Source organism: Variovorax trehalosi, from assembly GCF_051216415.1.
Classification (GTDB): Bacteria; Pseudomonadota; Gammaproteobacteria; order Burkholderiales; family Burkholderiaceae_C; genus Variovorax.
In genome coordinates this window covers 1,420,507-1,445,360 of sequence record NZ_JBPJZG010000001.1, presented here as the reverse complement: position 1 = coordinate 1,445,360, position 24,854 = coordinate 1,420,507, and the positions used below count along the sequence as shown (strand labels likewise).

The following is a 24,854-nucleotide window of genomic DNA, read 5'->3' as shown; positions in this document are numbered from 1 at the left end:
CGGGAGAAAAAGTGAAGACGAAAGAGAAAGGAATTCAGTCGAGCTTGATGCGACCGCTTGCGAGCAGTGCACGCAGGCGCTCGATCTCGCCGGCGACGGTGCGCTGCATTTCCGCGGGGTCGCCCGATGCGGGCTCGAAGCCCTGCACCGCCAGGGCCTCGCGAAGCTTCGGGCTGGCCAGCGTGCTTTGCCAGGCGCGCAGGACCTCCTGCCTCCTGGCGGGCGGCGTGCCGGCGGGCAGCACGAAGCCGACCCAGGAGCGGTACTGGTAGGTGCGCAAGGCGGGCAGGCCGGTCTCGGCATAGCTCGGAACCTGCGGCAGCATCGACCAGCGTTGAGACGACGTGGCTGCCAGGGCGCGCACCCTGCCGCTCTGCACCAGCGGGACGATGGGCGCGGTGGCGTAGAGCATCAGGTCCACTTCGCCGCTCGCCAGCGCGCTCATCACCTGGGCCTCGCCCTTGTACGGGATGTGGCGGACGTCGATGCCGAGCGTGTGCAGCAGCTCCTCGCTCTGCAGGTGCAGGCTGGTGCCGATGCCGAAGGAGCCGTAGGTGAGCTCACCCGGATGAGCCTTTGCGTACCTCACCAGCTCTGCCATGTCGGCCACCGGCAGGCCGGCGCGCACTGCCACCACGCCGGCGTTGGTCGCGGCGATGCCCAGGGCATCGAAATCGGTCAGCGGGTCGTAGCCGGGCGCCTTGTCGACCACCGGATTGACCGAGGCGATGGACGGCGACACCGCGATCAGCGTGTGGCCGTCGCGCGGTGCGCGCAAGGCGGCCTGCACGCCGATCTTGCCCGCCGCGCCCAGGCGGTTGTCGACCACCACGGGGTGGCCGAGCGCGGCCGACAGCTCGGGGGCGACGAGCCGCGCGACACGGTCGATGGAGCCGCCGGGCGGCGCGGGCACGATGATCGTGGAGACCTGCGACGCGGCGGTGGCACAGGCCGCGCCGAGGACGAGGCCCGCCGCAAGAAGCAGGGCCCGCAATTCAGGCCCCGCGCGCATGCGGTGTCTCCGCGGCAGGGGACGCATGGCTGGCCAGCGCGCCGCGCACCCGCTCGTGCATCGCGGTGAGCAGTACGTCGGTGTCGATCCCCGTCATGAGGAAGGGCGCCGCGCCGCGCGCGAGCAGCTCGGCGTTCAGGGCCGCGTCGGCGATGCCGCCGATCGACAGCGGCGTGCCGGCACGCGCGCAGGCCGCGAGTGCGGTGTTCAGTGCCTGCTGCACCAGCGGATGGCGATAGTCGCCCGGCACGCCGAGCTCCGCGCTCAGGTCGTTGCAGCCGATGCTCACCAGGTCCACGCCGGGCACCCGCGCGATCGCCTCGGCGTTCTCGATGCCCAGCGGGCTCTCGATCAGCACGTTGACGACCACGGCATCGTTGGCCAGGCGGTAGGTCTCGGCTGCCGGAAGCCGGCGGTAGCCGAACTGCGGCAGGGCGGCGATGGCCGAGCGGTGGCCGTGCGGCGGAAAGCGGCAGGCTGCCGCCAGGTCGGCGGCCTGCGCGGCGGTCTCGACGCGCGGAAAGATGAGGCCCGATGCGCCCGCGTCGAGCAACCTGCCGATGGCGCCGTACTCGCGCTCGGGCACACGCACCAGCGCCATGAGGCCGAGGTCGTGCGCCGCGGCGCAGATCGCGCCGGCCGCATCGAGCGGGATGGTGCTGTGTTCCAGGTCGACCCAGATCGCGTGGTGGCCGCTGGCCTTGGCCAGCCGGGCGACGTCGGGCGTGCGCGCCATGCGGATGCCGAAGGCCGTCAAGGGCTCGCCGCGAACCAGCCCCTGGATCAGCGGGTGGCCCTGGAAGGGCTTGGATGCAGGGTGCTCCTGCGGCTTGTCTCTGCTTGTCATGCAGGCATCGTAGGCAAGCTGTCTTATATTTGGAAATACCGTTTGTTGTCGGTTTTCAATACCTGAGAGATATCATGGAATTGCGCCATCTCCGCTACTTCGTGGCGGTTGCCGAGGAGCTCAACTTCACGCGCGCCGCGCAGCGCCTGCACATTGCGCAGCCGCCGCTGAGCGTGCAGATCCAGGCGCTCGAAGAGGAGCTGAAGGTCCGGCTGCTCGAGCGCGACAAGCGGCGCGTGTTCCTCACGCAGGCGGGGCGCCATTTCCTCGAGCGGGCGCGCGGCATCCTGCGCGACGTGGAAACGGCCAAGGGCGAGGCGCAAAGCGCGGCGTCGGGCGAAGTGGGGAGCATCGCGCTGGGTTACACGGCGTCCTCGATGCTGTCGCCGGCCATGCCCGGCGCCATTCTTCGCTTCCGGCAATTGCACGCGCGGGTGGTGCTGACGCTGAAGGAAATGACCTCGCTGGAGCAGCTCGATGCGGTGCACGGGCGGAGCCTCGACATCGCCGTGCTGCGCCGCCCGAACGTCGAGATACCGACCGGCATCACCGTCGAGGAGTGGTACCAGTCGCCGCTCACGGCCGTCGTGCCGCGCGATCACCGGCTCAGCGGCAAACCACTGCGAATCGCCGACCTGCGCGACGAACCGCTGGTGATGTATCCGCGCAATGCCGGCATCGGGCTCTACTGGAAGGTGCAGGACCTGTGCGCCAAGGCGGGCTTCCGGCCGCGCATGGTGCAGGAGGCGCGCGAGGCATCGACCATCGCGGGGTTGGTCGCTGCCGGCGTGGGCATCGCGCTGGTGCCGGGCGACACGCGCTGCATCCAGCTGGACGGCGTCGTCTACCAGACGGTGCTCGACAAGGAGGCCGTGTCCAGTCTTTACCTGGCGCACCGGCAGGCGGACCCGAATCCGTATGTCGACCTGTTGCTCAAGGAGCTTCGTGCGGCTTTGAAGCGCGGAACCGTGCGCAGAGCGAAACGCCGCAGCGCGTAGCGGCGACGGCACTGCGTATGTTCTTCATGCCTGCCGCATGTAGCTTGAACAGGGCGATGAACGGGGTCCCGGGCAATTCACACCCTTTGCGCGATTCGCACAATGGCGTCGTAGATCTCGTTCTCAGCATCGACGGGATCGAATTCGCCCGCGGCGGCCGCAAACGACACGGCCTCCGCCGCGCCCAGCATCGCGCGCATCGCTGCCGGCGTGATGGGTTGTTTCGCAAACGGCTGTAGCGCGCCCCGGCACTTCACCAGGAACTCGGCCTCGAGTTCCTTCTTCAAGGCGTCGAGCTCAGGCGAGCCAGCCAGCGCAGCGCTGACACCGGGCATCTCGCGCCCCATCTCCATGACGCAGTTGACATAGGCCGCAGCAATCACCCTCGCCACGGCCGGGAGCGACTTTCCCGACGCCCGCAGGGCCTCGTCCATGAGTGCGTGCTGCCGGCTGTCGTATTCCCCGTAGAGAACGCCGAGCAGGCCGGTGCGTGTGCCGAAATGGTCATACACGACGGGCTTCGTCACCCCCGCGCGCTCCGCCAGGTAGCCCAGCGTGAGCGCATCGGTTCCTTCGCTGCGCACGATGGCCCACGCCACATCCAGGAGCTGGCGGCCGCGCTCGTCCTTGGGAAGGCGTTTCTTGGCCGCGACTTGCACAACCGGTTCTGTCTGCTTGCTTGACATCATTAATCTACCAAAGGTAACCTACGAAAAGTAGTTTACACCCAACCCCAAAGGAACCTCCATGCATGCCCTCATTGTTGTCAGCCATCCCGATTCCCAGTCCCTCACGCACGCTGTCGCGCGCTCGTTTGCCGAGGGCGTTGCCGAATCCGGCAAGCACACCACCGAGATAGCCGACATCTCTGCAGAAGGCTTCCAGGCGGCGTTCAACCAGGCCGACCGCTCCGCCTATTTTCTCCAGAAGCCCTTGCCGTCGGACATTCTGCGCGAGCAGGCGCGCATCGACCGGGCCGACGCACTCGTGCTGGTCTATCCCGTGTACTGGTGGTCGTTTCCCGGCCAACTCAAGGGCTGGATCGACCGCGTGTTCTCCAATGGATGGGCCTATGACGAGGCGCCGGACGGCACGCTCGGGAAGCGGCTCGGCCGGCTTGACGTGCACCTCATCGGCATCGGCGGTGCAGACGGGGGCACCTATGCGCGGCATGGCTACGACAAGGCAATGCGCACGCAGATCGACCATGGGATCTTCGATTTCTGCGGTGCGCGCGTCGTCACCTCGGAGTTCCTGCTCGATGTGAATGGGCAAGCTGGAGCCTCCCATATCGTCACTGCGCGGGCCCTCGGCGGCAATACGTTTGCGAGGGCGGCGTCAGGCGCTATCGATCGGTCTGAGGTTGCCGAAGAACTGCCGGGCTGAGGCGAACACAGAGGGAGTGCCTCGCGTGCAATCCGAAATGCTGCGGTCAGCAGCGCTTGGATCACCCAGGTGACAAACGATTGCAAGCTCCCTTCCCGTAGAGGTCCGGGACCGGAGAATCACTTTGTTCATCTGCGGCCAACACTGCGCAAACGGAAACTGACCGTGCTGAGCGCTGTTTCAGCACTGCCTCAGGAAATCCGCACGCCCACGGCTGTGGCGACCACGCTTGTGCGCCAGGGAATTATTGCTCGCTCGCTGCGATCATGCGGCGCCTGGAGCACAAAGGCGTCATCCGCTTGGAGCGAAAAAGGCCCTGAGGCTTCCTGAGTCCGGGGACAGCAAGTAAAGGTCTGAAGCAGGGCGGATCGCCTGCTCTTGCCGAGGGGGACCCGATGTTTCCGCCTTGCCGTCTATATCGGTTCTTGCAGGGATGCCCGCGCACAAGCCAGAAACCGCTCGATCAACGGACTGTGGACGTGGACGGTCTGATGCAGCGACGGCGCGCTGTCGGCGAGAGGGTGCTGCGCGAACCTCTGCCAATGGCCGCCGTGGCATGCCTGAAGGGCGCCTCGGCGCGGAACGCGCAGAACGACACTAATGAACCTTCACGCAAAGGTTTGCCGCTACACGCACCTTGGGAGTAACGTTATTTAACATAATGCACATTGTATTCTTTTAGTGAACCCGTCCATTCTGGGAACCGCGCAAGAAAATGCGCTCAAGACCCCATCGGGCTGACAGACGCCAGCGAAGGATCGAAATCCGCTTCCACGCGTCCAATGTCCGGCACGCGCTGATACCGCAGCACGCGATACCCGGCTTCGATCAACATCGCATCCCGGTCCGGATCGCGCCGCGCCTTGTCTTTCTGGTTTTTGTCACCGAGCTCGACCACGGCCACGACCTTGAACGAGCGATCGCAGACGACGAAGTCGGCGATCCTGCGACTGAACGTGCTGCGCGCCGCGCGTGTGCGGGCCGTGAGCAAGGCGCCGAAACTGACCTGCGGAAGCACCACGAGATCCGGCAGCGTTTGCACGAGGCGGTTGTACATCGCCTGCTCGCGCGCAGTGAGTGGCGCCCGGGCCTTGGGCTTGTCGACGAAGTTGCTGGTGCTTTGCTCGGACCTTTTCTTGGCCACCACCAGAAACACCAGCACGCCGACAACCAGCAAAACGACCATGAATAGGAACGTATTCATCTCTGCTTCTCCTTCTTTATCAAGTCTCGCACGAGTGCGCAGGCGCCCTTTTTTTGACGTTTTGCCGGGCCTGCAAGGTGATGGATTCAGCCCTCAACGCTTGGGCGAATTTCCAGATCCTCTGCCTTCGTAGTTCACTCCCTTGGTCTGCTTGATCTCGATCTTCTTCGCGTCGGGACAGGGCTCATTCGAGTACGTGATCTTGCCGCCCTGCATGCATTTGTAGATCGAGTTCTGGGCCGCTGCATCGAACGCGACGGTCGTCAAGCCGAGTGCGAATGCAACGCCGCCCCACCTCACCATTTGCCGTCCTTCGGTAGCGGCTTCGGGCCCGCCTTGGCATTCATTGCCGCCGTGATCAGCTGCGCTGCTTCGGTACGGTTCGCCTTGTTTGCAAAGTCGACCGCAGTCATACCCAACTGATTTTTCATCGCTGTGTCAGCACCTTCGGTCAGCAGCAGCTTCACGGCTTCGCCCGAGCCGTACATGGCGGCCATCATCAGCGGCGTGGTGCCGTTGGGCGATTGCGCATCGATGAAGGCGTAGTTGTCGAGCAGCACCTTCATGATCGTCAATTGGCCGCTGGTGGCCGCGTAGTGCAGCGGCGTCCAGCCGGTCTTGTTGACGGCGGCATCGCGCTTGAGCAGCTGGTTGACCAGGTCCTGCTGGCCCTTGATGGCGGCCAGCATCAGCGGCGTTTCGTCCTTGGGGTTGGCGATGTCCACGTTGAGCTGCGGCGATTCGAGCAGCGCCTGGATGACCTTCGGCGACGGTTCACGCAACGCGATGAGCAAGCCGGTCTGGCCGTTTTCGTCACGCGTATTCGGATCGAAACCGCGCTTGAGCAGGCTGCGCACACCACTGGCGTTGTCGCCGCGAACGGCGCGGAAAAAGTCTTCGAACGAGCCTGCATGTGCTGCAAAAGATGCAGCAATGACAAGGAGATAAAGTGACTTCTTGAAGTAGTTTTTCATGATTTGACGTCCCTGAACAGCGTTTCAAAATTGTCGCTCGTCGCCTTGGCGATGGCCTCTACGGGCAGGTTTCGCAACTCGGCGATCTGTTGCGCCACATAGGGCACGTACGACGGATTGTTGGTCTTGCCGCGGTACGGCACAGGCGCTAGATAGGGGCTGTCGGTCTCGATCAGCATGCGGTCGAGCGGCACGAAGGCGGCCACGTCGCGCAGGTCCTGCGCCTTCTTGAAGGTCAGGATGCCCGAGAACGAGATGTAGAACCCCAGGTCGAGCGCCGCACGCGCGACCTCGGCGGTCTCGGTGAAGCAATGGAACACGCCGCCTGCCGCACCGGCAGAGCCGTCTTCGCCCTCCTCCTTGAGGATCGCAATCGTGTCGGCCGAGGCCTCGCGGGTGTGGATGATGAGCGGCTTGCGGGTCTGCTGTGCGGCGCGGATGTGCACGCGGAAGCGATCGCGCTGCCACTCCATGTCGGCGATGCTGCGGCCGCCCTTGCGTTCTTCCATCTGGTAGTAGTCGAGGCCGGTTTCGCCGATGGCCACCACGCGGGGGCGGGCCGAAAGCCGCACCAGGTCTTCAACGCTGGGCTCGGCGATGTCCTCGTTGTCGGGATGCACGCCGACACTGGCCCAGAAGTTGTCGTAGCTGGCGGCGAGCGCCTGCACGTCGTCGAACTCCTCGAGCTTGGTGCAGATGCAGAGGGCCCGGTCGACCTTGGCCGCGGCCATGGCGGCGCGGATCTGCGGCATCTGGTCCGCGAACTCAGGGAAGGTCAGGTGGCAATGGGAGTCTGTGAACATCGGAAATGATGGTGAAGTCGGCGCACCTGTCACCTGTGTGAGGGGGCGCCGTACACGGATTTCCGCGTCACGAGGACGGCGGAAAACTCAAATGGTTTGGGTGGGGCGGTCGGAGGCCATCGAGCCGCCAAGGGCTGCCTCGATGCGCGCCTTCAGTTGCCGCGATTTCTCGTCCGAAGGAAAACGGATGCCCACGCCAGGCGCCCGGTTGCCCGCGGCGCGTGCCGGGGTGATCCACGCGACCTTGCCGGCCACCGGATAACGCTGTGGGTCTTCAGGCAGCGTCAGCAGCACGTAGACATCGTCGCCCAGCCGGTATTCGCGCGTGGTCGGAATGAAGATGCCGCCCTCGGCAAAGAGCGGGATGTACGCCGCATACAGCGCGCCCTTCTCCTTGATGGCGAGCTGGATGACGCTCGGCCTGGCGGGCGTGGAAGCGGTGGTGGCGGGGGCGACAGGTTGGTTCATGGTCGGCGAGCGGCTGAGTTTAGGGTGCTTCGCGCTTCGCTCACAAGCGCTTCGAGCATGAGACCGGCATTGAACGGATGCTCGGCGGTCTTCGCGGCATTCGCGAGCGACTTCGACCAGCGCGCCAAGGCCAGCCGCGACGGCGCCGCCGGCAGGTCGGCGGCCTCGAAGAAGCGTGGCTCGGCGCCGTTGCCGACAGCCATCAGGTCGTGGCAGAGCTTCTGCAGCGCGCTGACGGCTTGAGCCGGTGCGTGGTCTGACAGCGCACCCACGTCACCGCGCGAAATGGCCTTGGGAAACAACGACCACGCCTTGGGCGATTGGCCGGACCGCGCGAGCCGCAAGGCATCGCTGGGCCGTCCGCCGGCAGCGCGCAACAGGGCGGCAGCATCGGCGGCCGGCACGTCCTGCGCCACAAGCCAGGCTTCGGCCTCGGCCGTTTCGGGCCACGGCAGCGTGAAGCCCAGGCAGCGGCTGCGAATCGTCGGCAGCAATTGCCACGCCGCTTCGCTGGCGAGCACGAAGCGCACATCGCCGACCGGCTCCTCGAGCGTCTTGAGCAGCGCGTTCGCGGTGATGGTGTTCATGCGCTCAGCCGGATACACCAGCACCACCTTGCCGCGCCCGCGCGCACTGGTGCGCTGGGCAAAGCCGACCGCATCGCGCATCGCCTCGACGCGGATCTCACGGCTCGCCTTGCGCTTCTTGTCGTCGATGTCGGCCTGCGCCTTTTCGTCGAGCGGCCAGCCGAGTTCCTGCATGGCGACTTCGGGCATCAGCACGCACAGGTCGGCGTGGGTGCGGACCTCGATGGCGTGGCAACTGGCGCAGTGGCCGCAGGCAGCACCGCCCTCTTCCGCCGGCTGCTCGCACAGCCAGGCGGCGGCGAGCGCCAACGCGAGTTCATATTGGCCGATGCCCGACGGCCCTTGCAGCAGCCAGGCATGGCCGCGCTGGCGCAGCAGTTCGGCCAGCGGCTGGCGCAGCCAGGGCGTGAGAGCTGGCACGCTCATCGCGCAACTCCGCTTTGAGGCGCCAGCACGCCGCGCGCCACCAGCGCCGTTTCGATCTGCTGCCAGACCTGGTCGCGCGCCTGGCTGGCGTCGATGCGAACGAAGCGCTGCGCGTCGGCGGCGGCGCGGTCTGCGTAACCCTGTGCGACGCGGCGGAAGAACTCGACCGGCTGCGCCTCGAACTTGTCGGGTACGCGCGCACCGGCCAGCCGCTGCGCCGCGATCTCGGGCGCCAGGTCGAACCACAGCGTGACGTGCGGCTGCAGCAGCCCTTCTGCTCTGCCCCCTTGCGCCCACTGTTCCAGTGTCGACAGCACCGCCGCATCGAAACCGCGTCCTGCGCCCTGATAAGCGAAGGTGGCATCGGTGAAACGGTCGCACAGGACGAGGTCGCCGCGCGCGAGCGCCGGTTCGATGACCTGCACGATGTGATCGCGCCGCGCTGCGAACACCAGCAGCGATTCGGTCAGCGGGTCCATCGGCTGCTCCAGGATCAGCCCGCGCAGCGTTTCCGCCAGCGGCGTGCCGCCGGGCTCGCGCGTGCGCACCACGTTTCGGCCTTGCGCCTTGAAGAGCGCTTCCATTGCATCGAGGTGGCTCGACTTGCCCGCGCCATCGATGCCTTCCAGCGTCAGAAAGAGACCCTTGCTCATTGCGTCGCCTTCGGTTTGGATTCGCCGCCGCCACGTTGGTAGCGGTTGACCGCGCGATTGTGGTCATCGAGCGAACTGCTGAACTGGCTGGTGCCGTCGCCGCGCGAAACGAAGTACAGCGATTTGCTCTGCGCCGGCTGCACCGCCGCCAGCAACGCCGCCTTGCCCGGCATCGCGATCGGCGTGGGCGGCAGGCCGCCGCGGGTGTAAGTGTTCCAGGGCGTGTCGGTCTGCAGGTCCTTCTTGCGCAGGTTGCCGTCGAAGGTGGCGCCCAGGCCGTAGATCACCGTCGGATCGGTCTGCAGCGGCATGCCGATGCGCAGGCGGTTGGTGAAGACGGCGGCGATCTCGGCGCGGTCATTGGCCTTTCCTGTCTCCTTTTCGACAATGCTGGCCAGAATCAACGCCTCATCAGCCGATTTGAGGGGTAAATCGGCCGCCCGCGCCGCCCAGGCGGCTTCGAGCTTCTTGTCCATGGCCCGCATGGCGCGCTGCAGCAGGGCGACGTCGGTCGAGCCCTTCGAGTAGGTGTAGGTGTCCGGGAAGAAGCGGCCTTCGGGGTGCAGGCCGGGCTTGCCCAGCTTGGCCATCAGCGCATCGTCGGTCAGGCCCACGCTCTCGGGCTTGAGCTGTTCGGCCTTGCCGAGCGCGGCGCGCACCTGCCGCATGTTCCAGCCCTCGACCAGCACCAGGCTGCGCGTGGCCTCTTCGCCGCGCACCAGGATATTGAGCAGCAGCTTGGGCGTGACACCACGTTCCAGCTCGTAGCTGCCGGCGCGCATCTGGCGGTCTTGCCCCGAGACGCGGAACCACAGGTAGAGCAATTGCGGCTGCACATCGACGCCGGCATTGGCCACGGCCTGGGCAATGCCGCGCGGCGTGGTACCGGGCTCGATGGAAAGATCGGCGCTGGGCGCCGACATCTTGAGCGGCTGGTGCACCCACCAGAGTCCGCCGGCGCCGAGCGCGAGCGCGATCAGGGCGGCCAGCAGGAAGAGCGTAAGAAAGAAGCTGCGCACGAATCCGATGGGGAGCGGTGGGTAGATGGGAAAAGGGAGGGAGTCCCTGACGCCCGGAAGGAACAGGCACGGCCATGATAATTCAGCGATGACCACAGTCGCTCTCAACGGGGTAGCCACCCTTTCGCACCTCGGCGTGATCCGCGCCGAAGGCCCCGATGCCGCCAGCTTCCTTCACGGACAGCTGACCCAGGATTTCTCCCTGCTCGGCGCTACCGAGGCCCGCCTGGCCGCGCTCTGTACCGCCAAGGGCCGCGTGATCGCAAGCTTCATCGGCATCCGGCCGCAGCCCGAGCTGATCCTTCTGGTGTGCAGCCGCGACATCCTCGCCGCGACACTCAAGCGCCTGTCGATGTACGTGTTGCGCGCCAAGGTCAAGCTGACCGACGCCACCGACCAGTTCGCGCTCTACGGCCTGGCCGGCACCGCGCTCACCGCCAACGGCCTCGATGCGGCTACGCCGCCCGGCCTGCGCACGGCAGTCGGCGATGGCATCAGCGCCGTCTCGCTGTATCCGGCCGACGGCGTGCCGCGCGCGCTCTGGATCGCCCCCGTCGACCATGCCGCGCCGGCCGGCCCGAAGCTCGATGCCGACCTCTGGCAATGGAGCGAAATCCGCAGCGGCATCGTGACCGTGACCACGCCCATCATCGAAGCCTTCGTGCCGCAGATGATCAATTACGAATCGGTGGGCGGCGTGAACTTCAAGAAAGGCTGCTACCCGGGCCAGGAGATCGTGGCGCGCAGCCAGTTCCGCGGCACGCTCAAGCGGCGCACCTACCTCATGCAGGCCGATGCGCCCGTGGTGGTGGGACAGGAAGTGTTCGCGGCCGGCGATGGCGAGCAGCCCGTCGGCACCGTGGCCCAGGCAGCGGCGGCACCCGGCGGCGGATGGTCGGCGCTGGTCTCGATGCAGATATCGGCACTCGAAGCCGGCGGCCTGCATGCCGGCGCGGCCAGCGGTCCGGCCCTGTCGGTCGAGCCGCTCCCCTACCCCTTGCTCGAAGACATCTGATCTTTCTTCCCCCAACGCCCCGATCCCAAGGGGCGTTTGGCGCCATCGCAAAAGATGGCGCCATTTTTTTGCGCGTTGCTTAACCCCGCCGTCGAGGCTGCGCCGTAGAAGCCTGCATCGATCCACTCCTGGCAAGGAAGAGCACCATGAAGCGCAGACTTTTTTCCACCGTCCTGGCCCTGACCGCATTGGCGGCCTGCGCCGAAAGCCCGGCCCGCCCGTTCGCGCCGCCTTCCACCTCGAGCCGCATCGGCTCGCTGATGCAGGTCGCCATCGTCGACCGCACGACTGGTGCCGAACTCCCGATCTACCGCCACCGCGGCGAATACTGGGTGGCCGGCCGCCCCGGTGCGCGCTACGCCATCCGGGCGCGCAACGCGATGGGCGAACGCATCATGGCGGTGATGTCGGTGGACGGCGTCAACGTCGTCACCGGCGAAACCGCGGGCATCGGGCAGACCGGTTATGTATTCGGCGCCCGCGAATTCAGCGACATCACCGGCTGGCGCAAGAGCGATTCGCAGATCGCGGCCTTCCAGTTCGCCTCCGCCGATAGCTCCTATGCAAGCCGCACCGGCCGGCCCGACGACGTCGGCGTGATCGGTGTCGCGCTGTTCCGCGAGAACGTGCCGGTGCCGCCCCCGCCGCCGATCGCGCCCTACCCGAGCCGCGACGAGTACAGCTCCCGCGACCGCGAAATGCGCAGCGAATCGTCTGCCTTGGGCGATGCTCGAGCCAAGTCGGCGCCTGCCGAGGCCGCAGCTTCGGCCCAGGCACCCGCCGGCGACATGGCGCGCCGCCAGGCGCCGGCCCCGAGCCTGGGCACGGCCCATGGCCGCCGCGAGACCTCCTACGTCGGCAAGACGAACTTCGAGCGCGCTCAGGCGACGCCCGACGAAGTGGTCCGCATCCGCTACGACAGCCGCGAGAACCTCATCGCCGCGGGCGTGATCCCGGTGCCGCCGACGCCGCGCTGGCCGCGTCCGGCCGGCCCGTCGCCGTTTCCGGGCTCGGACCCCGGCTACGTGCCGGACCCGCCCGCGCGCTATTGAGTGAAAGGGTTCAGCGCAGCGACCGGCGCATCTCGACGTGCGGGATGCCGGCCTCTTCGAACGGCGCGCCGTGCACTGCGTAGCCGAGCCGTGCATAGAACCGCTCGGCGCTGCGCTGTGCATTGAGCGCCACTTCGCGGTCGCCGCGCGCCCGGGCCGCTTCTTCCAGCGCCTGCATCACGGCCGCGCCATGCCCGCCGCTGCGCAGCGTGCGATGCACCGCCATGCGGCCGATGTGAGAGACACCATCCTCGGCATGCAGCAGGCGGCCGGTGGCAATGACCTGCCCGATGCGATTGCGGGCCACCGCGTGCAGCACGACGGCGTCGTGTTCATCCCACTCCAGCTCTTTCGGAATGTTCTGCTCCTCGATGAAGACCGCGCGCCGCAGGGCGCTCGCGCCTTCGCCGAGTGCGTCCCAGCCGCCCGTCTCCACGGTGCGCATCGCTTCACCGGCCTCGAACCCCATGAGCACTTCGCGCAGCGCCGCGGGCACGGGTTTCGAGGTCTGCGTGGCCGGGTCGGCAAACACATAGACCAGCTCGCAGCCGACCAGGTACTGGTCCTGCCGGAACAGCGCCCCCTCGAACACGATCGACGAATTGCCGATGCGCGCGCACTTCATGCCCACGTCGATCACGTCGTCCATGCGCGCCGAGGCGCGGAAATCGATCGTCGCCTTGCGCACGTACAGGTCGCCGCCCAGCGAATGCATCGCCTCTTCGTACGGCAGCGCCATCGCGCGCCAGTAGTCGGCGATGGCGGTGTCGAAATACATCAGGTAGTGCGCGTTGAAGACGATCTTCTGCATGTCCACTTCGGCCCAGCGCACGCGCAGGCGGTGGAAAAAGCGGAAGTCCTCGCGTCGGTTCGCGGTTGTCTCTGTCATGGTGTCAATGCTTCCTTGAGTGCCCGGGCCGCATCGCCCTGCGCCTGCAGCGCTTCGGGCAATGCGCGGCCCATCTTGATGAATTCGTGGATCACGCCGCGGTAGATCTCCAGGTCGACCGCCACACCCGTGGCACGCAGCTTGTCGGCGTAGGCGATGCCTTCATCCACCACCGGGTCGCATTCGGCAAGGCCGATCCATGCGGGCGCCACGCCGTCGACGTCGTCGGCCAGCAGCGGCGCAAAGCGCCAGTCGTCGCGGTCGGCCGGCGTGCGGACGTACTGCGCGAAGAAGAAATCGATCATCGCCTTCGTGAGCAGCGGGCCGTGCTCGAAGCGTTGGTGCGAGGCCGTGTCCTGGTGCGCGGTCATGCCGGGGTAGATCAGCAATTGCAGCGCGACCGGCACGCCCGCGTCGCGCGCCATGATCGCGCAGACCGCGGCCAGCGTGCCGCCGGCGCTGTCGCCACCGACCGCGAGGCGGCTGCCGTCGAGCCCGAGGCTCGCACCCTGCGTGGCGACGAACTGGAAGGCGTCCCACGCGTCGTCCGATGCGGTCGGAAACTTGTGCGCGGGCGCGAGCCGGTAGTCCACCGACACCACCGCGCAGCCGCTCTTGCCGCTCAGCACGCGGCACAGCGTGTCGTGCGTGCGGATGTTGCCGACCGTGAAGCCACCGCCATGGAAGTACACCAGCACCGGCAACACGTCCGATGAGGGCGCATAGAGCCGCGCGGGTATCGCAAAGCCATCACGCGCGGCGATGCTGAAATCTTCGATGCGCGCCAGTTCGGGCTTGGGCACTTCGAGCACGCCTGCGCCCTTTTCGTAGGAGGCCTTGGCCTCGTCGGGCGAGAGCTGGTCGAGCGTTGGGTGGCCGGCGCGCGCCATGCGCTCGACCACGCTGGCCATCTTCGCGGTCAGAGGGTGCTGGGGGAATGTCGTGGGAGGGTTGCCTGTCATGCTCGCTTGTCTGCTTGCTTGTTTATTTGAATGTCACGACCACCGGCTGCGTGCGCGAGAGGCCTTCATAGGTCACCAGGACGGTCTGCCCCGCCTTGGGCGGCAGCAGCGGAGAGAACGAACCTAGGCTGACAAGGTCGCCGGGCTTCAGCGCCAGTCCCTCTTTCGCGAGCGCGCCGGCCAGCCACACGACCGCGTTGAGCGGGTGCTCGAGGATGTCTGAACCCTTGCCGCGCGCCAACTCGGCGCCTAGCCCGTCCTTCATCACCACCGTCATGTCGCGCAGGCTCTCCAGCAGCCAGGCCTGTCCGCCGGCCGTGGTGGGCACCTCGACCGGCAGGCCCTTCACGCCAAGGCGCGCCGCCACGTTGATGCCCGCGAGGCCCGGCCCGTTGAGCCTGGGCGGCGCCTGCACCGCGAGGTCGGGCAGTTCGATGAACGGAATGACCTGGTCGATGTTCGCCAGCACATCGGCCGGCGTCTTCGCGCTGTTGATATCGGCACTCTTCACGCGCACCAGCATGTCGGCTTCGTAGAGCGGCCGCGCGCCGAAGGCTGGATCGACCACCGCGCCGGTGTCCAGCACCATGCCCTGGTAGAGCACGCCCCACACCGGCTTGTCGTAGCTGAAGCGCTTCTGCACCGCCGGGTTCGTGAGCCCGGCCTTGTAGCCGATGACCGCTCCGTGCTTGCGCGCCAGCAGCGCGTTGAGCTTGGCGCGCGTGCAAGCGGCATCGGCTTCGTCCAGGTTCTCGATATCGGCGGCGGGCGTGCGGGCTTCGCGCGCGGCAAAGAAGTCGGCCACCTGCGCATCGCTCAGGCAGGCGGCGTGCGCTCCCGCGGACGCTGCGGCCCACAGTGTGCCGAGCGCGACAGCGGCAAGGGTTTTGTTCATGTGCAAGGCTGTCCCCTGTTGTTAGATTCGGATGGTCGGCAATCGTACTTGCCCACGCGTCCAGGCACCTCCTCCCACGTCCTTACGTCCCCACGCTCCCATGGCACTCATCCAGTACCTCACCCAGATCCAGTTCGAATTCGGCGCGATCAAGCTGCTGTCCAGCGAATGCGCGCGCATCGGCATCAACCGCCCGCTGATCGTGACCGACGCCGGCGTGCGCGCGGCCGGCGTGCTGCAGAAGGCGCTCGACGCCATCGCCGACCTGGAGGTCTCGGTGTTCGACCAGACCCCCTCCAACCCCACCGAAGCCGCGGTACGCGCGGCCGTCGAGCTCTATCGCAGCGGCCGCTGCGACGGCCTCATCGCCGTGGGCGGCGGCTCCGCCATCGACTGCGCCAAGGGCGTGGCGATTGCCGCCACGCACGAAGGCCCGCTCAAGACCTACGCCACCATCGAAGGCGGCTCGCCGAAGATCACCGACCGCGCGGTGCCGCTCATCGCGGTGCCCACCACCAGCGGCACCGGCAGCGAAGTGGCGCGCGGCGCGATCGTCATCGTCGACGACCACCGCAAGCTCGGCTTTCACAGCTGGTTCCTGATGCCCAAGGCCGCGATCTGCGACCCCGAGCTCACGCTGGGCCTGCCGCCCAAGCTGACGGCCGCCACCGGCATGGACGCCATTGCGCACTGCATGGAAACCTTCATGTCGGCCGCGTTCAATCCGCCAGCCGACGGCATCGGCCTGGACGGCCTGGAGCGCGCCTGGCTGCACATCGAGCGCGCCACCAAGGACGGCGGCGACCGCGAGGCGCGCCTCAACCTCATGAGCGCCTCGATGCAAGGCGCGATGGCCTTCCAGAAGGGCCTGGGCTGCGTGCATTCGCTCAGCCACAGCCTGGGCGGCGTCGATCCGCGCCTGCACCACGGCACGCTCAACGCCCTCTTCCTGCCGGCGGTGATCCACTTCAACGCGGGTGCCGAGTCGGTGCAGAAGGAACAGCGTCTGCAGCGCATGGCGCAGGCCATGCACCTCGATTCGGCCGGCGATCTGGGCGATGCGATCCGCGACATGAATGCGCGCCTCGGCCTGCCCAAAGGCTTGGCCGAAGTAGGCGTTACGCCCGCGCTGTTCGAGAAGATCATCGACGGCGCGATGGCCGACCACTGCCACAAGACCAATCCGCGGCTGGCTACGCGCGACGACTACAAGGCGATGCTCGAAGCGTCGATGTAGAGGTCGTGGGGTTTGGCGTCAGTGGGGCGCCAAGCACTTCCATGCGCTCAATGCCTGATCTCCTGGAATTCCGCCCGAGGCATTTTTGGCAAGCGATGGCGCGCCGCCCGCGGCGTTCTCATCGTGCACCCATCTGTCGAGGTCGGAAACCGCGTTCCACTTCAATTGCATGGCGCTCAATCCAATTCTCTTGAGCAATGAATTGGTGTTGTAGAACCCGTGGCTGTAATCTTCTACAAAGTACGCGCGCACGGAATTGCTTATTTCGCTCGCCGTTTCTTTTTTGGTCAGCCGGCTGACGAATTCGCCGGCCTGGGAGCAAGGCACCAGGAAATCGGACGCCCCCTGGTAAATGATGATCTTCTTGCCTTTTTTGCCTGCCTTTTTCTGACTCGCAGCAATATCGAAGAAATTGGCAAGATCACCCGGCTTGACATTCCACACAGGCGCCAGCGCATCCAGCAGCCTGCTGTAGCCGTCGTAATTTGCGCCTGATTCGATGGCCACATCCGCCAGATGCCGGGACGTTGCACCCAGCGCATCGCTCAATGTCTGGTCCGACACGTCCTTGCCGAACAAGCTGGTGAGCATGGCGGCGCTGCTGCTCCAATTGACCACCCAATCATTGACCACCGCCGGTACCTCCAGCGTCTTGAGCAGATTGGTTTCGTCGACGGGAGGAGCGCCCGCAATGACGCCGTCATAGGCATCGGGCCAGTTCGCGATGGCTTTCAATGCCTGCCTGCCACCGGTGGAAATCCCTACGAAATAGGTATCGGCGGGCGTCGTTCCCGTCAATTTCTTAACTAGATACAGCCCAACATCGAGCGATTTCTTGATGGCGTCCTGCCCGAAATTCTTCACGGCCTCCTGCTTGGGAACATCGCTGAGTTTTTTGCCGGGCCGCACGAATTGCGGATCGAATGCCTTCGACGAATCGCCGGCACCCGCGTCGCTGAGAACGACCGCGTAATTGGACAATGCCGGTCCCTGGAGCGAGGGCGAGAATTGCTGGTTGGCTTGCAGGCCCGCCGCCACGACATCGGCGCTCCAGGCAAATCCGCCACCACCGAGCTGGACGAATTTGCCATTCCATTGCGACGGGATATAGACCTGGTAATTGATATCGGGAACCCGGTAATCGGGCGCTTTGACGGCGGGGTCTATGCCTCCGGGAGATGTGGGCTGGATCGTTCCCTTGATCAGGCAATAGGAGGGAAGTGCAAGCCAGACCTGCTCCACCGATGTGATCTTGAATCCCCCGGTTTTTGGCGAAGGAAACCTGGTGCTGCGAAATTCATTCAGTACACCATCGGCATATGCCGTGCCATTGAGCTGGTTGGAACATGTCCAGATGAGGGTGCTGGAAATATCGCTGGCCGCATGGGCCATTGAAAAAAACCCGCCACAGGCCATGGCCGCGAAAAATGATCTGCGCAACCGCGGCGACCGCCATTGCCCCGAAGACCCGTTGTTTTCCGTCTTGGTCAAGATTTGTCTCCATTGGATTGATTGAATATTCACTGGCGCCGCCCAATTTCTGGATGAGGCCGAGCCTTCTTTCGAGGCCGTGGAAATTCTCAATCGCCTGGCAATGGCCCGCACTATCCCTGCGGCGCCATTCGAATGACCTTCAGTGCATGCGACGCAGGCGCTTTATTCCGCCTTCACCCCCGCCGTGCGGATGACCTTCCCCCACTTGGCCGTCTCCGCCGTGATGAACGCATCGAATTCCTCCGGCGTGCTGCCGGCGGGAATGGTGCCCATCGCGTCGAGCTTGGCGCGTGTCTCGTCGCCCCTGATGATGCGCGCCACCTCTTCCGACATGCGCTTGACCACATCGCGCGGCGTGCCCGCCGGCGCCAGCATGCCGGCCCAGGTGCTGCCGGTGAAACCCGCGAAGCCCTGTTCGATGAAGGTCGGCACATCGGGCGCGGCCGCCAGGCGCTTGTCGCCCGCCACGCCGATCAGCCGTACCTTGCCGGCCTTGGCCTGGCTGATGAGGCCGGTGGGTGCATCGAAGAACAGCTGGATCTGCCCGCCCATCAGATCGGTCAGCGCGGGCACCGCGCCGCGGTACGGGATATGGATCATGTAGGTCTGCGTGAGCGACTTCCACAGCTCGGTCGTCAGGTGCGCGGCCGAGCCGTTGCCCGAGGAGCCGAAGCTCACCTTGCCGGGGTTGGCGCGCGCGTAGTCGATGAGCTCGCGCGCGGTCTTGAACGGCGCGTTGACGTTCACAGCGGCCAGAAGCGGCGAGATGCCCATCAGCGACACGCCGGTCAGGTCCTTCTGCGGGTCGTAGGGGAGCTTCGGGTACAGCGTGGTGTTGGCCGCATACGCGGCGATGACCACGCCGAAGGTGGTGCCGTCGGCCGGCGCCTTGGCGATGGCGTCGACCCCGATCAGGCTGTTGGCGCCGGGCTTGTTGTCGATGAGCACCGGCTGGCCAAGCCGCGTCTGCAGGCCGATCTGCACGAGCCGCGCCATCTGGTCGGTGAAGCCGCCGGGCGTGTACGGCACGACGATGCGGATCGGCTTGCTCGGCCACGCGGTCTGCGCGAAAGATGGAATGGCGAGGCTGGATGCTGCGGCGGCGAGCGTGAATCGGCGGCGTGTCAGCGTGGAATGCGGCATGAGGGCTTGTCTCTTTCTTTGTTGCTTCTGAATGGATCGGTCCATTCTCGAAGCACCACCCGCGACGCCCGTCAGGGTTTGCCCCGGCGGCAAGCGCCCTCGCCCGCTCAGAGAGGCAGAACGTCGGGCGCGCGCCCGTTTTCGAGCCACCCCTCGAACTCATCCGACAACCGCTGCACCTCGCGCGTCGCCTTGCCCCAGGCCGAGATGCGCGCCTGTGCATCGTTCTGGAAATGGATGAAATCCTTGCGGTCCGGCAGCTTGCCGTTGGGCAGCGACTTCACCCATTCGGGGTCGGGCGCGAGCACCACCATGCGGTCCAGAAAACCGGTGGACTTGTGGCGCCAGCGCAGCCCCTTGTCGAGCCAGCCCGGCACCACAGCGCGCTGGAAATGCGGGTACAGCACGATGCCTTCGTCGACCGGCTGGTAGTCCAGGTGCAGGTGGTAGTCGGTGATGCCGCCGTCCCAGTACGCACCACGCGGCGCGCCGGGGATGTCGTGCACCGCGGCGAGCAGGAACGGAATCGAGCACGAAGCCTGCAGCACCATGTTGAAGTTGGCTTCGCTCAGCGCGTGCTGGCGGGTGCGGAAGTCCTGCGTGCCGAAAGGCAGCGCCGCGCCCGGCGTGGAGAACACGCAGCGCTCGAGCCACGCGCCCAGGCTCTTGCGGTAGACGCTGTTCGAGGCAAAGGCGCCCAGGTAGCCGAACGGCGTGCGCGCCCTGCCCTCGCGCCCGAGGATGTGGCGGCCGCGCGAGGTCACCACGTGCAGCCGGTAGCGCGGATGGTTCAGCACTTCGCCGATGCGCCCGCCGTAGAAGTCGACGAGGCTCTGGGCAAAGCGCTCGCTGAGTTGGCGCGGGCTCAGCCGCTTCTGGCCGGGCGGCACTTCGAACTGCTGATGCACATAGTCATGCTCGAAGCGCGTGAAGGCGGCTTCGGAATCGGCCAGGCAGGCGGTCGACAGGCGCCATGCGCCGATCGAGGCGCCGACCAGATGCACCGTCTGCGTGGACTGGGCCAGCCAGCGGCCGAAGATGAAACGGTCGAGCGGCCCGAGGATCAGACCCTTCGGCCCGCCCGCCGCGCCGGGCACGGTGCGCACGTCCTGCGGGCGCAGGCCGTTCTGCTCGATGTGCTTGCGGGCCGCAGGGCCGGCGTAGATGCGTAGCGCCTTCATGCCGGATGCGTCAGCAAGAACCGTGCGGCGCGGATTACTTGCGCAATCCCTGCAGCTTGGCAAACGCGTTCGCCATCTGCCCGCCCGGCTGCGGCGCGTTGTCGCGGCGCGGCTGCTGTTGCTGGCCTCGTCCCGCCCCTTCGAAGCGGTTGTCGCGCGGTCCATCGCGTCGTGCGGGCGCCGCATCGAGCTTCATCGACAGCCCGATGCGCTTGCGCGCCACGTCCACTTCCATCACCTTGACCTTGACGATGTCGCCGGTCTTCACGACCTCGCGTGCATCGTTCACGAACTTGTGGCTCAGTTGGCTCACGTGCACAAGGCCGTCCTGGTGGACGCCCAGGTCGACGAAAGCGCCGAACTGGGCCACGTTGCTCACGGTGCCTTCGAGGATCATGCCCTCGACCAGGTCCTTGATGTCGTCCACGCCATCGTTGAAGCGCGCCACCTTGAAGTCGGGGCGCGGGTCGCGGCCGGGCTTCTCGAGTTCGCCCAGAATGTCCTTGACCGTGATGACGCCGAACTTTTCGTTGGCGAAGAGCTCGGGCTTGAGCGTCTTGAGCATTTCGGCACGGCCCATCAGTTCGGCGATCGGCTTGCCGGTCTTCACGATGATCTGCTCGACCAGCGGATAGGTTTCCGGATGCACGCCGGTGATGTCGAGCGGATCGGCGCCGCCGCGGATGCGCAGGAACCCCGCGCTTTGCTCGAAGGCCTTGGGGCCGAAGCCGGTGACGTCGAGCAATTGCTTGCGGGTGGAGAACGCACCGTTCGATTCGCGCCAGCGCACCACGGCCTTGGCCACGCTGCCCGAGAGGCCAGACACGCGGCTCAGGAGCGGCACGCTTGCGGTGTTGAGGTCCACGCCCACCGAGTTCACGCAGTCTTCGACCACGGCCTGCAGGGTGCGGGCGAGTTCGCTCTGGTTCACGTCGTGCTGGTACTGGCCCACGCCGATGCTCTTGGGGTCGATCTTCACGAGTTCGGCCAGCGGGTCCTGCAGGCGGCGCGCGATGGAGGCGGCGCCGCGCAGGCTCACGTCCACGTCGGGCATCTCTTGCGAGGCGAATTCGCTGGCGGAGTACACGGAGGCGCCAGCCTCGCTGACGACGACCTTGTCGACCGTCATCTCGGGTGCACCGGCCTGCGCGGCCATCTTGGCCAGCAGCTTGATGAGGTCGGCGGCAAGCTTGTCGGTCTCGCGGCTGGCGGTGCCGTTGCCGATGGCGATGAGGTTCACGCCGTGCTTGGCGCAGAGCTTGCCCAAGGTGTGCAGCGACCCTTCCCAGTCCTTGCGCGGCTCGTGCGGGAACACAGTGGCGGTCTCGACCAGCTTGCCGGTGGAATCGACCACGGCCACCTTCACGCCGGTGCGGATGCCGGGGTCCAGGCCCATCACGACGCGCGGGCCGGCGGGTGCGGCCAGCAGCAGGTCGCGCAGGTTGTCGGCGAACACCTTGATCGCGACCTTCTCGGCGTCTTCGCGCAGGCGCGTGAAAAGGTCCCGTTCGGTGGACAGCGCCAGCTTCACGCGCCAGGTCCAGGCCACGCACTTGCGCAGCAGGTCGTCGGCTGGACGGCCAGCGTGGCTCCAGCCCAGGTGCAGCGCGATCTTGCCTTCGGCGATGCTGGGCTTGCCCGGCTCGGGCTCCACCGGCAGCACCAGCTTGGCATCGAGAATGTCGAGGGCGCGGCCGCGGAACACGGCCAGCGCGCGGTGCGAGGGCACGCGGCCGATGGGCTCGTCGTACTCGAAGTAATCGCGGAACTTGGCGATGTCGGCGTTGTTTTCGTCCTTGCCGGCCATGAGGCTGGACTTGAGCAGGCCCTCGGCCCAGAGCCATTCCCGCAGGCCCTGCACCAGGCCGGCGTCTTCGGCCCAGCGCTCGGAAAGAATGTCGCGCACGCCGTCGAGCACGAGCGGCACGCTGGAGAAATCGGGGCCCGGCTTGCCGTCGTCCAGCGTGGTGGCGGGCTTGAGGAAGGCCTTGGCTTCGACGGCCGGATCGAGCGTGGGGTCGGCCAGCAGCTTGTCGGCGAGCGGCTCGATGCCGAACTCGCGGGCGATCTGGCCCTTGGTGCGGCGCTTCTGCTTGAACGGCAGGTACAGGTCTTCGAGCTCCTGCTTGGTGGGCGCGAATTCGATCGCGGCGCGCAGCTGGGGGGTGAGCTTGCCCTGCTCGTCGATGGCTTTGAGCACCGCCACGCGGCGGTCCTCGAGTTCGCGCAGGTAGGAAAGACGCGCTTCGAGTTCGCGCAGCTGGATGTCGTCGAGGCCGCCGGTCACTTCCTTGCGGTAACGGGCGATGAATGGAACCGTGGCGCCTTCGTCGAGCAGTTCGACGGCGGACTTCACCTGGTGCTCGCCGACCTTGATTTCAGTGGCGAGCTGGCGAATGATTTTCTGCATGTCTTGAGCGCATCCCTGGCAAAGCGCGGGAGTTTGCCATAGGCGAGGACGGGCTCTGGCGGCAGTGCCCCTGCGCTTGTTACAGGCTGCTCCCCGTTTCCGGCCCGGCGCTGTCCGGCGCCGGTTCGGTGTCCGAAAGCACGAGACGGATGCACAGCCCGTGCGGCACGGCGTCCATGACGGCCAGTTCGCCGCCCAGCGCATCGGCCCGCGCACGCATGCTGCGAAGCCCCTTGCCGAATTGCTCGAGCTGGATGGGGGCTGACGCGTCGAGGCCGCGGCCGTTGTCCTGCACCTCGAGCACCAGCCCGCGCGTACGTCCCAGCGGGCCGAAGCGGACCTCGACGCTGCTGGCGTGCGAGTGGCGCAGCACGTTCGACAAGGCTTCCTGCGCGATCCGGCAGATCTGCATCGCGGAGTCGGCGGACATCGCGCGTGCGAGCGGCGCGTCGTGCACGTGCCATGCGAGGCCGATGCCCAGCCGGTCGAAGGCCGGCTGCAGGCGGTAGCGCAGGTGGGCCAACCGCTCGACGATGGTGGCCGAGGCCTCGTCGTCCAGGGAGTCCACGGTCATCTGGAGTTCCAGCAGGCAGGCCTGCAGGGCCATCGACAGCTCGCTCGGCTCGGCCGCGCGCGGGTCCTGGCTGGCGAGCAGCGCCATCAACCGGGAGCCGACGCCGTCATGCAGGTCGCTGGCGATGCGGCGCCGCTCGGCCAGCACCGCCTGCACCTGCCGATAGCGCATGACGCGGCGGCGGGAGAGATACCAGACGCCGATGATCATCCCGAGCACCGCCACGTTGACGCCCTGCAGCGCCCAGAACGCGAGCGGGATGTCGTTGATATCCACCGTCATCGCCGAAGTGGCCCGCAGCACCTGCCCGGTCACCGGCGTGAGGTGCAGCGCACCGGCCAGCGCGGCCCACAGCAGCATCCGGCGGCGCGAGGCGCGGGGCCAGAGCCAGGCCAGCAACGCGGACCATGCGGCGATCGAGAGCCACACGAACTGGTCTTCGAGGAAGTACGGGAGCTGGGGCACCGAGGACCACATGACCGTATCGACCCGTTGCATCCCGTTGTTCGTTGCAACGGTGTCAGAGCAGCCCCCGGTGGGAGGCGAAGCTCACCGCCTGCGCGCGGGTGTGCGCATGGAGCTTGCGGTAGATGTTCTTCACATGGGCATTGACCGTCTGCGCGCTGATGGTGAGCTGCAATGCGATCTCTTCGGTCACATACCCTGTGGCTACAAGTCGCAACACTTCGCGCTCCCGTGCGGACAGCGCAGCCTTGGTCTCGGGCGGGCGCACCGGGCTCTGGTTGCTGCGCTGGTGGTCCAGGTGAACGAGCAGGCGGCGCGCGAGTCGGGGCGTGATGGCGGCGCCCCCGTTGACCACCTGCAGCACGGCCTGGGCATAGCTCTGGAACCACGCGTTCTTCACCAGGAAGCCGGAGGCGCCGAGCTCGAAGGCGTGCAGCACCTGAGGCTCGTCCTCGATGGCGGAGATGACGATGATTTCCGCGGCGCTGCGGTGTTTCTTGGCCTCCTCGATCAGCTCGAAGCCGCTGCCGTCGCCCAGGCGGATGTCGACCATGAGCACGTCGAATTCATGCTGCATCAGGAGGCGCCGCCCCTCGCGAAGGCTCCCGGCCTGCCCTTCGAGCTGGATGCGCAAGTCGCCCAGCAGCTCCTGGGCAATGACGCGTCTCACGAAGGGGTCGTCGTCGACCAGCACAACGCGCACTGGCTTGGTCTGCTGGCCCGTCAGGTAGTCGGGCCAGGGGAGCGAGTCGGCAGAGGGTGCGAGCAGCCCGCCGAACTGGCCAGGATTCGAGAAATTCCTAGCACTCGCATTGACCTCCGTCAATGAAATGTCAAGCTCATTTTCCATTTCTATCCCCTCGTGACAAAAACTACCGCTTGTTCGTGAGCAAAAGTTAATTCATTTCTACTCAAATTTTGTCCGGGAGCTTTTTTGATTACTTTGGTTTCGTCTTGTTGCAGTCGGGGGTGAATGTGTACTAAAGGAGTAGATGCGACAAGCGCCACCATGCGGAAACGAGCCTCCTGGCGAGGCGCTCGAACCGTACCCTCCCATTGCTTTCGCCATAGCCTCGCACTACCCACCACAGGGCATTTTTAGTTTCCTCATCGACGCAGAAACTGCATTTCGGTCGCAGCGGAACCATCCAATCCGGGCT

At 66.2% G+C, this 24,854-nt stretch carries 25 protein-coding genes; 5 read left to right on the top strand and 20 right to left on the bottom strand.

The genetic code is table 11. From position 1 onward, the window contains the following. Positions 1-34: 34 nt before the first annotated feature. Positions 35-1,012, bottom strand: a complete 978-nt coding sequence (locus ACSFA7_RS06760; RefSeq protein WP_435498650.1) for a Bug family tripartite tricarboxylate transporter substrate binding protein — start codon at positions 1,010-1,012, stop codon at positions 35-37. Beyond that, the gene (locus ACSFA7_RS06755; protein ID WP_435498649.1) at positions 996-1,859 is read right to left on the bottom strand and encodes an HpcH/HpaI aldolase family protein; all 864 of its coding nucleotides are present in this window, start codon (positions 1,857-1,859) and stop codon (positions 996-998) included. The genes ACSFA7_RS06760 and ACSFA7_RS06755 overlap by 17 nt, the downstream gene beginning before the upstream one ends. Positions 1,860-1,933: 74 nt before the next feature. Here ACSFA7_RS06755 and ACSFA7_RS06750 point away from each other — a divergent pair, with 74 nt between their 5' ends. After that, complete coding sequence (locus tag ACSFA7_RS06750; protein ID WP_435498648.1) at positions 1,934-2,857, top strand: LysR substrate-binding domain-containing protein; 924 nt, start codon at positions 1,934-1,936, stop codon at positions 2,855-2,857. Between the two features lie 77 nt (positions 2,858-2,934). On the opposite strand, the gene ACSFA7_RS06745 is transcribed toward ACSFA7_RS06750, so the two are convergent. Beyond that, the gene (locus ACSFA7_RS06745) at positions 2,935-3,543 is read right to left on the bottom strand and encodes a TetR/AcrR family transcriptional regulator (protein ID WP_435498647.1); all 609 of its coding nucleotides are present in this window, start codon (positions 3,541-3,543) and stop codon (positions 2,935-2,937) included. Between the two features lie 61 nt (positions 3,544-3,604). Between ACSFA7_RS06745 and ACSFA7_RS06740 the strand changes: the two genes are divergently transcribed. Continuing rightward, on the top strand, positions 3,605-4,243 hold the full coding sequence (locus ACSFA7_RS06740) for an NAD(P)H-dependent oxidoreductase (protein WP_435498646.1): 639 nt from the start codon (positions 3,605-3,607) through the stop codon (positions 4,241-4,243). A gap of 721 nt (positions 4,244-4,964) precedes the next feature. Here ACSFA7_RS06740 and ACSFA7_RS06735 read toward each other — a convergent pair. The 8 genes from ACSFA7_RS06735 to mltG all read right to left on the bottom strand — a co-directional run bounded on the left by ACSFA7_RS06735 (position 4,965) and on the right by mltG (position 10,377). Further along, on the bottom strand, positions 4,965-5,447 hold the full coding sequence (locus tag ACSFA7_RS06735; protein ID WP_206179265.1) for a DUF2726 domain-containing protein: 483 nt from the start codon (positions 5,445-5,447) through the stop codon (positions 4,965-4,967). Between the two features lie 93 nt (positions 5,448-5,540). Next, positions 5,541-5,750, bottom strand: a complete 210-nt coding sequence (locus ACSFA7_RS06730; protein ID WP_257859862.1) for a DUF4124 domain-containing protein — start codon at positions 5,748-5,750, stop codon at positions 5,541-5,543. Then, a complete protein-coding gene (locus ACSFA7_RS06725; RefSeq protein WP_435498645.1) occupies positions 5,744-6,421 on the bottom strand; it encodes an ankyrin repeat domain-containing protein in 678 nt (225 codons plus the stop codon). The genes ACSFA7_RS06730 and ACSFA7_RS06725 overlap by 7 nt, the downstream gene beginning before the upstream one ends. Continuing rightward, entirely contained in the window at positions 6,418-7,224 is an 807-nt protein-coding gene (locus ACSFA7_RS06720) for a TatD family hydrolase (protein WP_435498644.1), read from the bottom strand. Before ACSFA7_RS06720 ends, ACSFA7_RS06725 begins: the two co-directional genes overlap by 4 nt. An 87-nt stretch (positions 7,225-7,311) precedes the next feature. Continuing rightward, positions 7,312-7,692: a PilZ domain-containing protein gene (locus ACSFA7_RS06715; RefSeq protein WP_435498643.1), complete on the bottom strand. Its 381-nt coding sequence runs from the start codon at positions 7,690-7,692 to the stop codon at positions 7,312-7,314. Next, positions 7,689-8,705, bottom strand: a complete 1,017-nt coding sequence (locus ACSFA7_RS06710) for a DNA polymerase III subunit delta' (RefSeq protein WP_435498642.1) — start codon at positions 8,703-8,705, stop codon at positions 7,689-7,691. The genes ACSFA7_RS06715 and ACSFA7_RS06710 overlap by 4 nt, the downstream gene beginning before the upstream one ends. Beyond that, on the bottom strand, positions 8,702-9,358 hold the full coding sequence (gene tmk / locus ACSFA7_RS06705; RefSeq protein ID WP_435498641.1) for a dTMP kinase: 657 nt from the start codon (positions 9,356-9,358) through the stop codon (positions 8,702-8,704). The genes ACSFA7_RS06710 and tmk overlap by 4 nt, the downstream gene beginning before the upstream one ends. Then, the gene (mltG, locus tag ACSFA7_RS06700) at positions 9,355-10,377 is read right to left on the bottom strand and encodes an endolytic transglycosylase MltG (protein WP_435498640.1); all 1,023 of its coding nucleotides are present in this window, start codon (positions 10,375-10,377) and stop codon (positions 9,355-9,357) included. Before mltG ends, tmk begins: the two co-directional genes overlap by 4 nt. An 88-nt stretch (positions 10,378-10,465) precedes the next feature. On the opposite strand from mltG, the gene ygfZ reads away from it, so the two are divergent. Both ygfZ and ACSFA7_RS06690 read left to right on the top strand, forming a co-directional pair. After that, the gene (gene ygfZ, locus ACSFA7_RS06695; RefSeq protein ID WP_435498639.1) at positions 10,466-11,392 is read left to right on the top strand and encodes a CAF17-like 4Fe-4S cluster assembly/insertion protein YgfZ; all 927 of its coding nucleotides are present in this window, start codon (positions 10,466-10,468) and stop codon (positions 11,390-11,392) included. Positions 11,393-11,538: 146 nt separating this feature from the next. Further along, the gene (locus tag ACSFA7_RS06690) at positions 11,539-12,444 is read left to right on the top strand and encodes a hypothetical protein (protein ID WP_435498638.1); all 906 of its coding nucleotides are present in this window, start codon (positions 11,539-11,541) and stop codon (positions 12,442-12,444) included. 10 nt (positions 12,445-12,454) lie between these two features. On the opposite strand, the gene ACSFA7_RS06685 is transcribed toward ACSFA7_RS06690, so the two are convergent. From ACSFA7_RS06685 to ACSFA7_RS06675, 3 genes are read right to left on the bottom strand one after another with little or no spacing between them, the layout of a single operon-like run. Continuing rightward, a complete protein-coding gene (locus tag ACSFA7_RS06685) occupies positions 12,455-13,333 on the bottom strand; it encodes a YbgC/FadM family acyl-CoA thioesterase (protein ID WP_435498637.1) in 879 nt (292 codons plus the stop codon). Then, complete coding sequence (locus tag ACSFA7_RS06680) at positions 13,330-14,295, bottom strand: alpha/beta hydrolase (protein ID WP_435498636.1); 966 nt, start codon at positions 14,293-14,295, stop codon at positions 13,330-13,332. The genes ACSFA7_RS06685 and ACSFA7_RS06680 overlap by 4 nt, the downstream gene beginning before the upstream one ends. A 22-nt stretch (positions 14,296-14,317) precedes the next feature. Further along, a complete protein-coding gene (locus tag ACSFA7_RS06675) occupies positions 14,318-15,196 on the bottom strand; it encodes a 2-keto-4-pentenoate hydratase (RefSeq protein WP_435498635.1) in 879 nt (292 codons plus the stop codon). A 94-nt stretch (positions 15,197-15,290) separates the two neighbouring features. On the opposite strand from ACSFA7_RS06675, the gene ACSFA7_RS06670 reads away from it, so the two are divergent. Next, positions 15,291-16,427, top strand: a complete 1,137-nt coding sequence (locus ACSFA7_RS06670) for an iron-containing alcohol dehydrogenase (protein ID WP_435498634.1) — start codon at positions 15,291-15,293, stop codon at positions 16,425-16,427. An 18-nt stretch (positions 16,428-16,445) separates the two neighbouring features. On the opposite strand, the gene ACSFA7_RS06665 is transcribed toward ACSFA7_RS06670, so the two are convergent. The 6 genes from ACSFA7_RS06665 to ACSFA7_RS06640 form a co-directional block, all read right to left on the bottom strand. Then, the gene (locus ACSFA7_RS06665; RefSeq protein WP_435498633.1) at positions 16,446-17,918 is read right to left on the bottom strand and encodes a tannase/feruloyl esterase family alpha/beta hydrolase; all 1,473 of its coding nucleotides are present in this window, start codon (positions 17,916-17,918) and stop codon (positions 16,446-16,448) included. Positions 17,919-18,083: 165 nt separating this feature from the next. After that, entirely contained in the window at positions 18,084-19,064 is a 981-nt protein-coding gene (locus ACSFA7_RS06660; RefSeq protein ID WP_435498632.1) for a tripartite tricarboxylate transporter substrate binding protein, read from the bottom strand. Positions 19,065-19,171: 107 nt separating this feature from the next. Beyond that, positions 19,172-20,245: a patatin-like phospholipase domain-containing protein gene (locus ACSFA7_RS06655; RefSeq protein ID WP_435498631.1), complete on the bottom strand. Its 1,074-nt coding sequence runs from the start codon at positions 20,243-20,245 to the stop codon at positions 19,172-19,174. A 34-nt stretch (positions 20,246-20,279) separates the two neighbouring features. Next, complete coding sequence (locus ACSFA7_RS06650; RefSeq protein ID WP_435498630.1) at positions 20,280-22,655, bottom strand: Tex family protein; 2,376 nt, start codon at positions 22,653-22,655, stop codon at positions 20,280-20,282. 79 nt (positions 22,656-22,734) lie between these two features. Further along, on the bottom strand, positions 22,735-23,727 hold the full coding sequence (locus ACSFA7_RS06645) for a sensor histidine kinase (protein WP_435498629.1): 993 nt from the start codon (positions 23,725-23,727) through the stop codon (positions 22,735-22,737). 22 nt (positions 23,728-23,749) lie between these two features. Further along, entirely contained in the window at positions 23,750-24,544 is a 795-nt protein-coding gene (locus ACSFA7_RS06640; RefSeq protein WP_013541531.1) for a LuxR C-terminal-related transcriptional regulator, read from the bottom strand. Positions 24,545-24,854 lie beyond the last annotated feature (310 nt).

Coding starts and splice junctions, on each gene's coding strand:
- ACSFA7_RS06650 (WP_435498630.1), bottom strand. CDS start 22,655: ATGCAGAAAATCATTCGCCAGCTCGCCACTGAAATCAAGGTCGGCGAG.
- ACSFA7_RS06645 (WP_435498629.1), bottom strand. CDS start 23,727: ATGCAACGGGTCGATACGGTCATGTGGTCCTCGGTGCCCCAGCTCCCG.
- ygfZ (WP_435498639.1), top strand. CDS start 10,466: ATGACCACAGTCGCTCTCAACGGGGTAGCCACCCTTTCGCACCTCGGC.
- ACSFA7_RS06710 (WP_435498642.1), bottom strand. CDS start 8,705: ATGAGCGTGCCAGCTCTCACGCCCTGGCTGCGCCAGCCGCTGGCCGAA.
- ACSFA7_RS06685 (WP_435498637.1), bottom strand. CDS start 13,333: ATGACAGAGACAACCGCGAACCGACGCGAGGACTTCCGCTTTTTCCAC.
- ACSFA7_RS06750 (WP_435498648.1), top strand. CDS start 1,934: ATGGAATTGCGCCATCTCCGCTACTTCGTGGCGGTTGCCGAGGAGCTC.
- ACSFA7_RS06655 (WP_435498631.1), bottom strand. CDS start 20,245: ATGAAGGCGCTACGCATCTACGCCGGCCCTGCGGCCCGCAAGCACATC.
- ACSFA7_RS06740 (WP_435498646.1), top strand. CDS start 3,605: ATGCATGCCCTCATTGTTGTCAGCCATCCCGATTCCCAGTCCCTCACG.
- ACSFA7_RS06680 (WP_435498636.1), bottom strand. CDS start 14,295: ATGACAGGCAACCCTCCCACGACATTCCCCCAGCACCCTCTGACCGCG.
- ACSFA7_RS06715 (WP_435498643.1), bottom strand. CDS start 7,692: ATGAACCAACCTGTCGCCCCCGCCACCACCGCTTCCACGCCCGCCAGG.
- ACSFA7_RS06755 (WP_435498649.1), bottom strand. CDS start 1,859: ATGACAAGCAGAGACAAGCCGCAGGAGCACCCTGCATCCAAGCCCTTC.
- ACSFA7_RS06670 (WP_435498634.1), top strand. CDS start 15,291: ATGGCACTCATCCAGTACCTCACCCAGATCCAGTTCGAATTCGGCGCG.
- ACSFA7_RS06735 (WP_206179265.1), bottom strand. CDS start 5,447: ATGAATACGTTCCTATTCATGGTCGTTTTGCTGGTTGTCGGCGTGCTG.
- ACSFA7_RS06690 (WP_435498638.1), top strand. CDS start 11,539: ATGAAGCGCAGACTTTTTTCCACCGTCCTGGCCCTGACCGCATTGGCG.
- ACSFA7_RS06725 (WP_435498645.1), bottom strand. CDS start 6,421: ATGAAAAACTACTTCAAGAAGTCACTTTATCTCCTTGTCATTGCTGCA.
- tmk (WP_435498641.1), bottom strand. CDS start 9,358: ATGAGCAAGGGTCTCTTTCTGACGCTGGAAGGCATCGATGGCGCGGGC.
- ACSFA7_RS06640 (WP_013541531.1), bottom strand. CDS start 24,544: ATGGAAAATGAGCTTGACATTTCATTGACGGAGGTCAATGCGAGTGCT.
- ACSFA7_RS06660 (WP_435498632.1), bottom strand. CDS start 19,064: ATGCCGCATTCCACGCTGACACGCCGCCGATTCACGCTCGCCGCCGCA.
- ACSFA7_RS06720 (WP_435498644.1), bottom strand. CDS start 7,224: ATGTTCACAGACTCCCATTGCCACCTGACCTTCCCTGAGTTCGCGGAC.
- ACSFA7_RS06760 (WP_435498650.1), bottom strand. CDS start 1,012: ATGCGCGCGGGGCCTGAATTGCGGGCCCTGCTTCTTGCGGCGGGCCTC.
- ACSFA7_RS06745 (WP_435498647.1), bottom strand. CDS start 3,543: ATGTCAAGCAAGCAGACAGAACCGGTTGTGCAAGTCGCGGCCAAGAAA.
- ACSFA7_RS06730 (WP_257859862.1), bottom strand. CDS start 5,750: ATGGTGAGGTGGGGCGGCGTTGCATTCGCACTCGGCTTGACGACCGTC.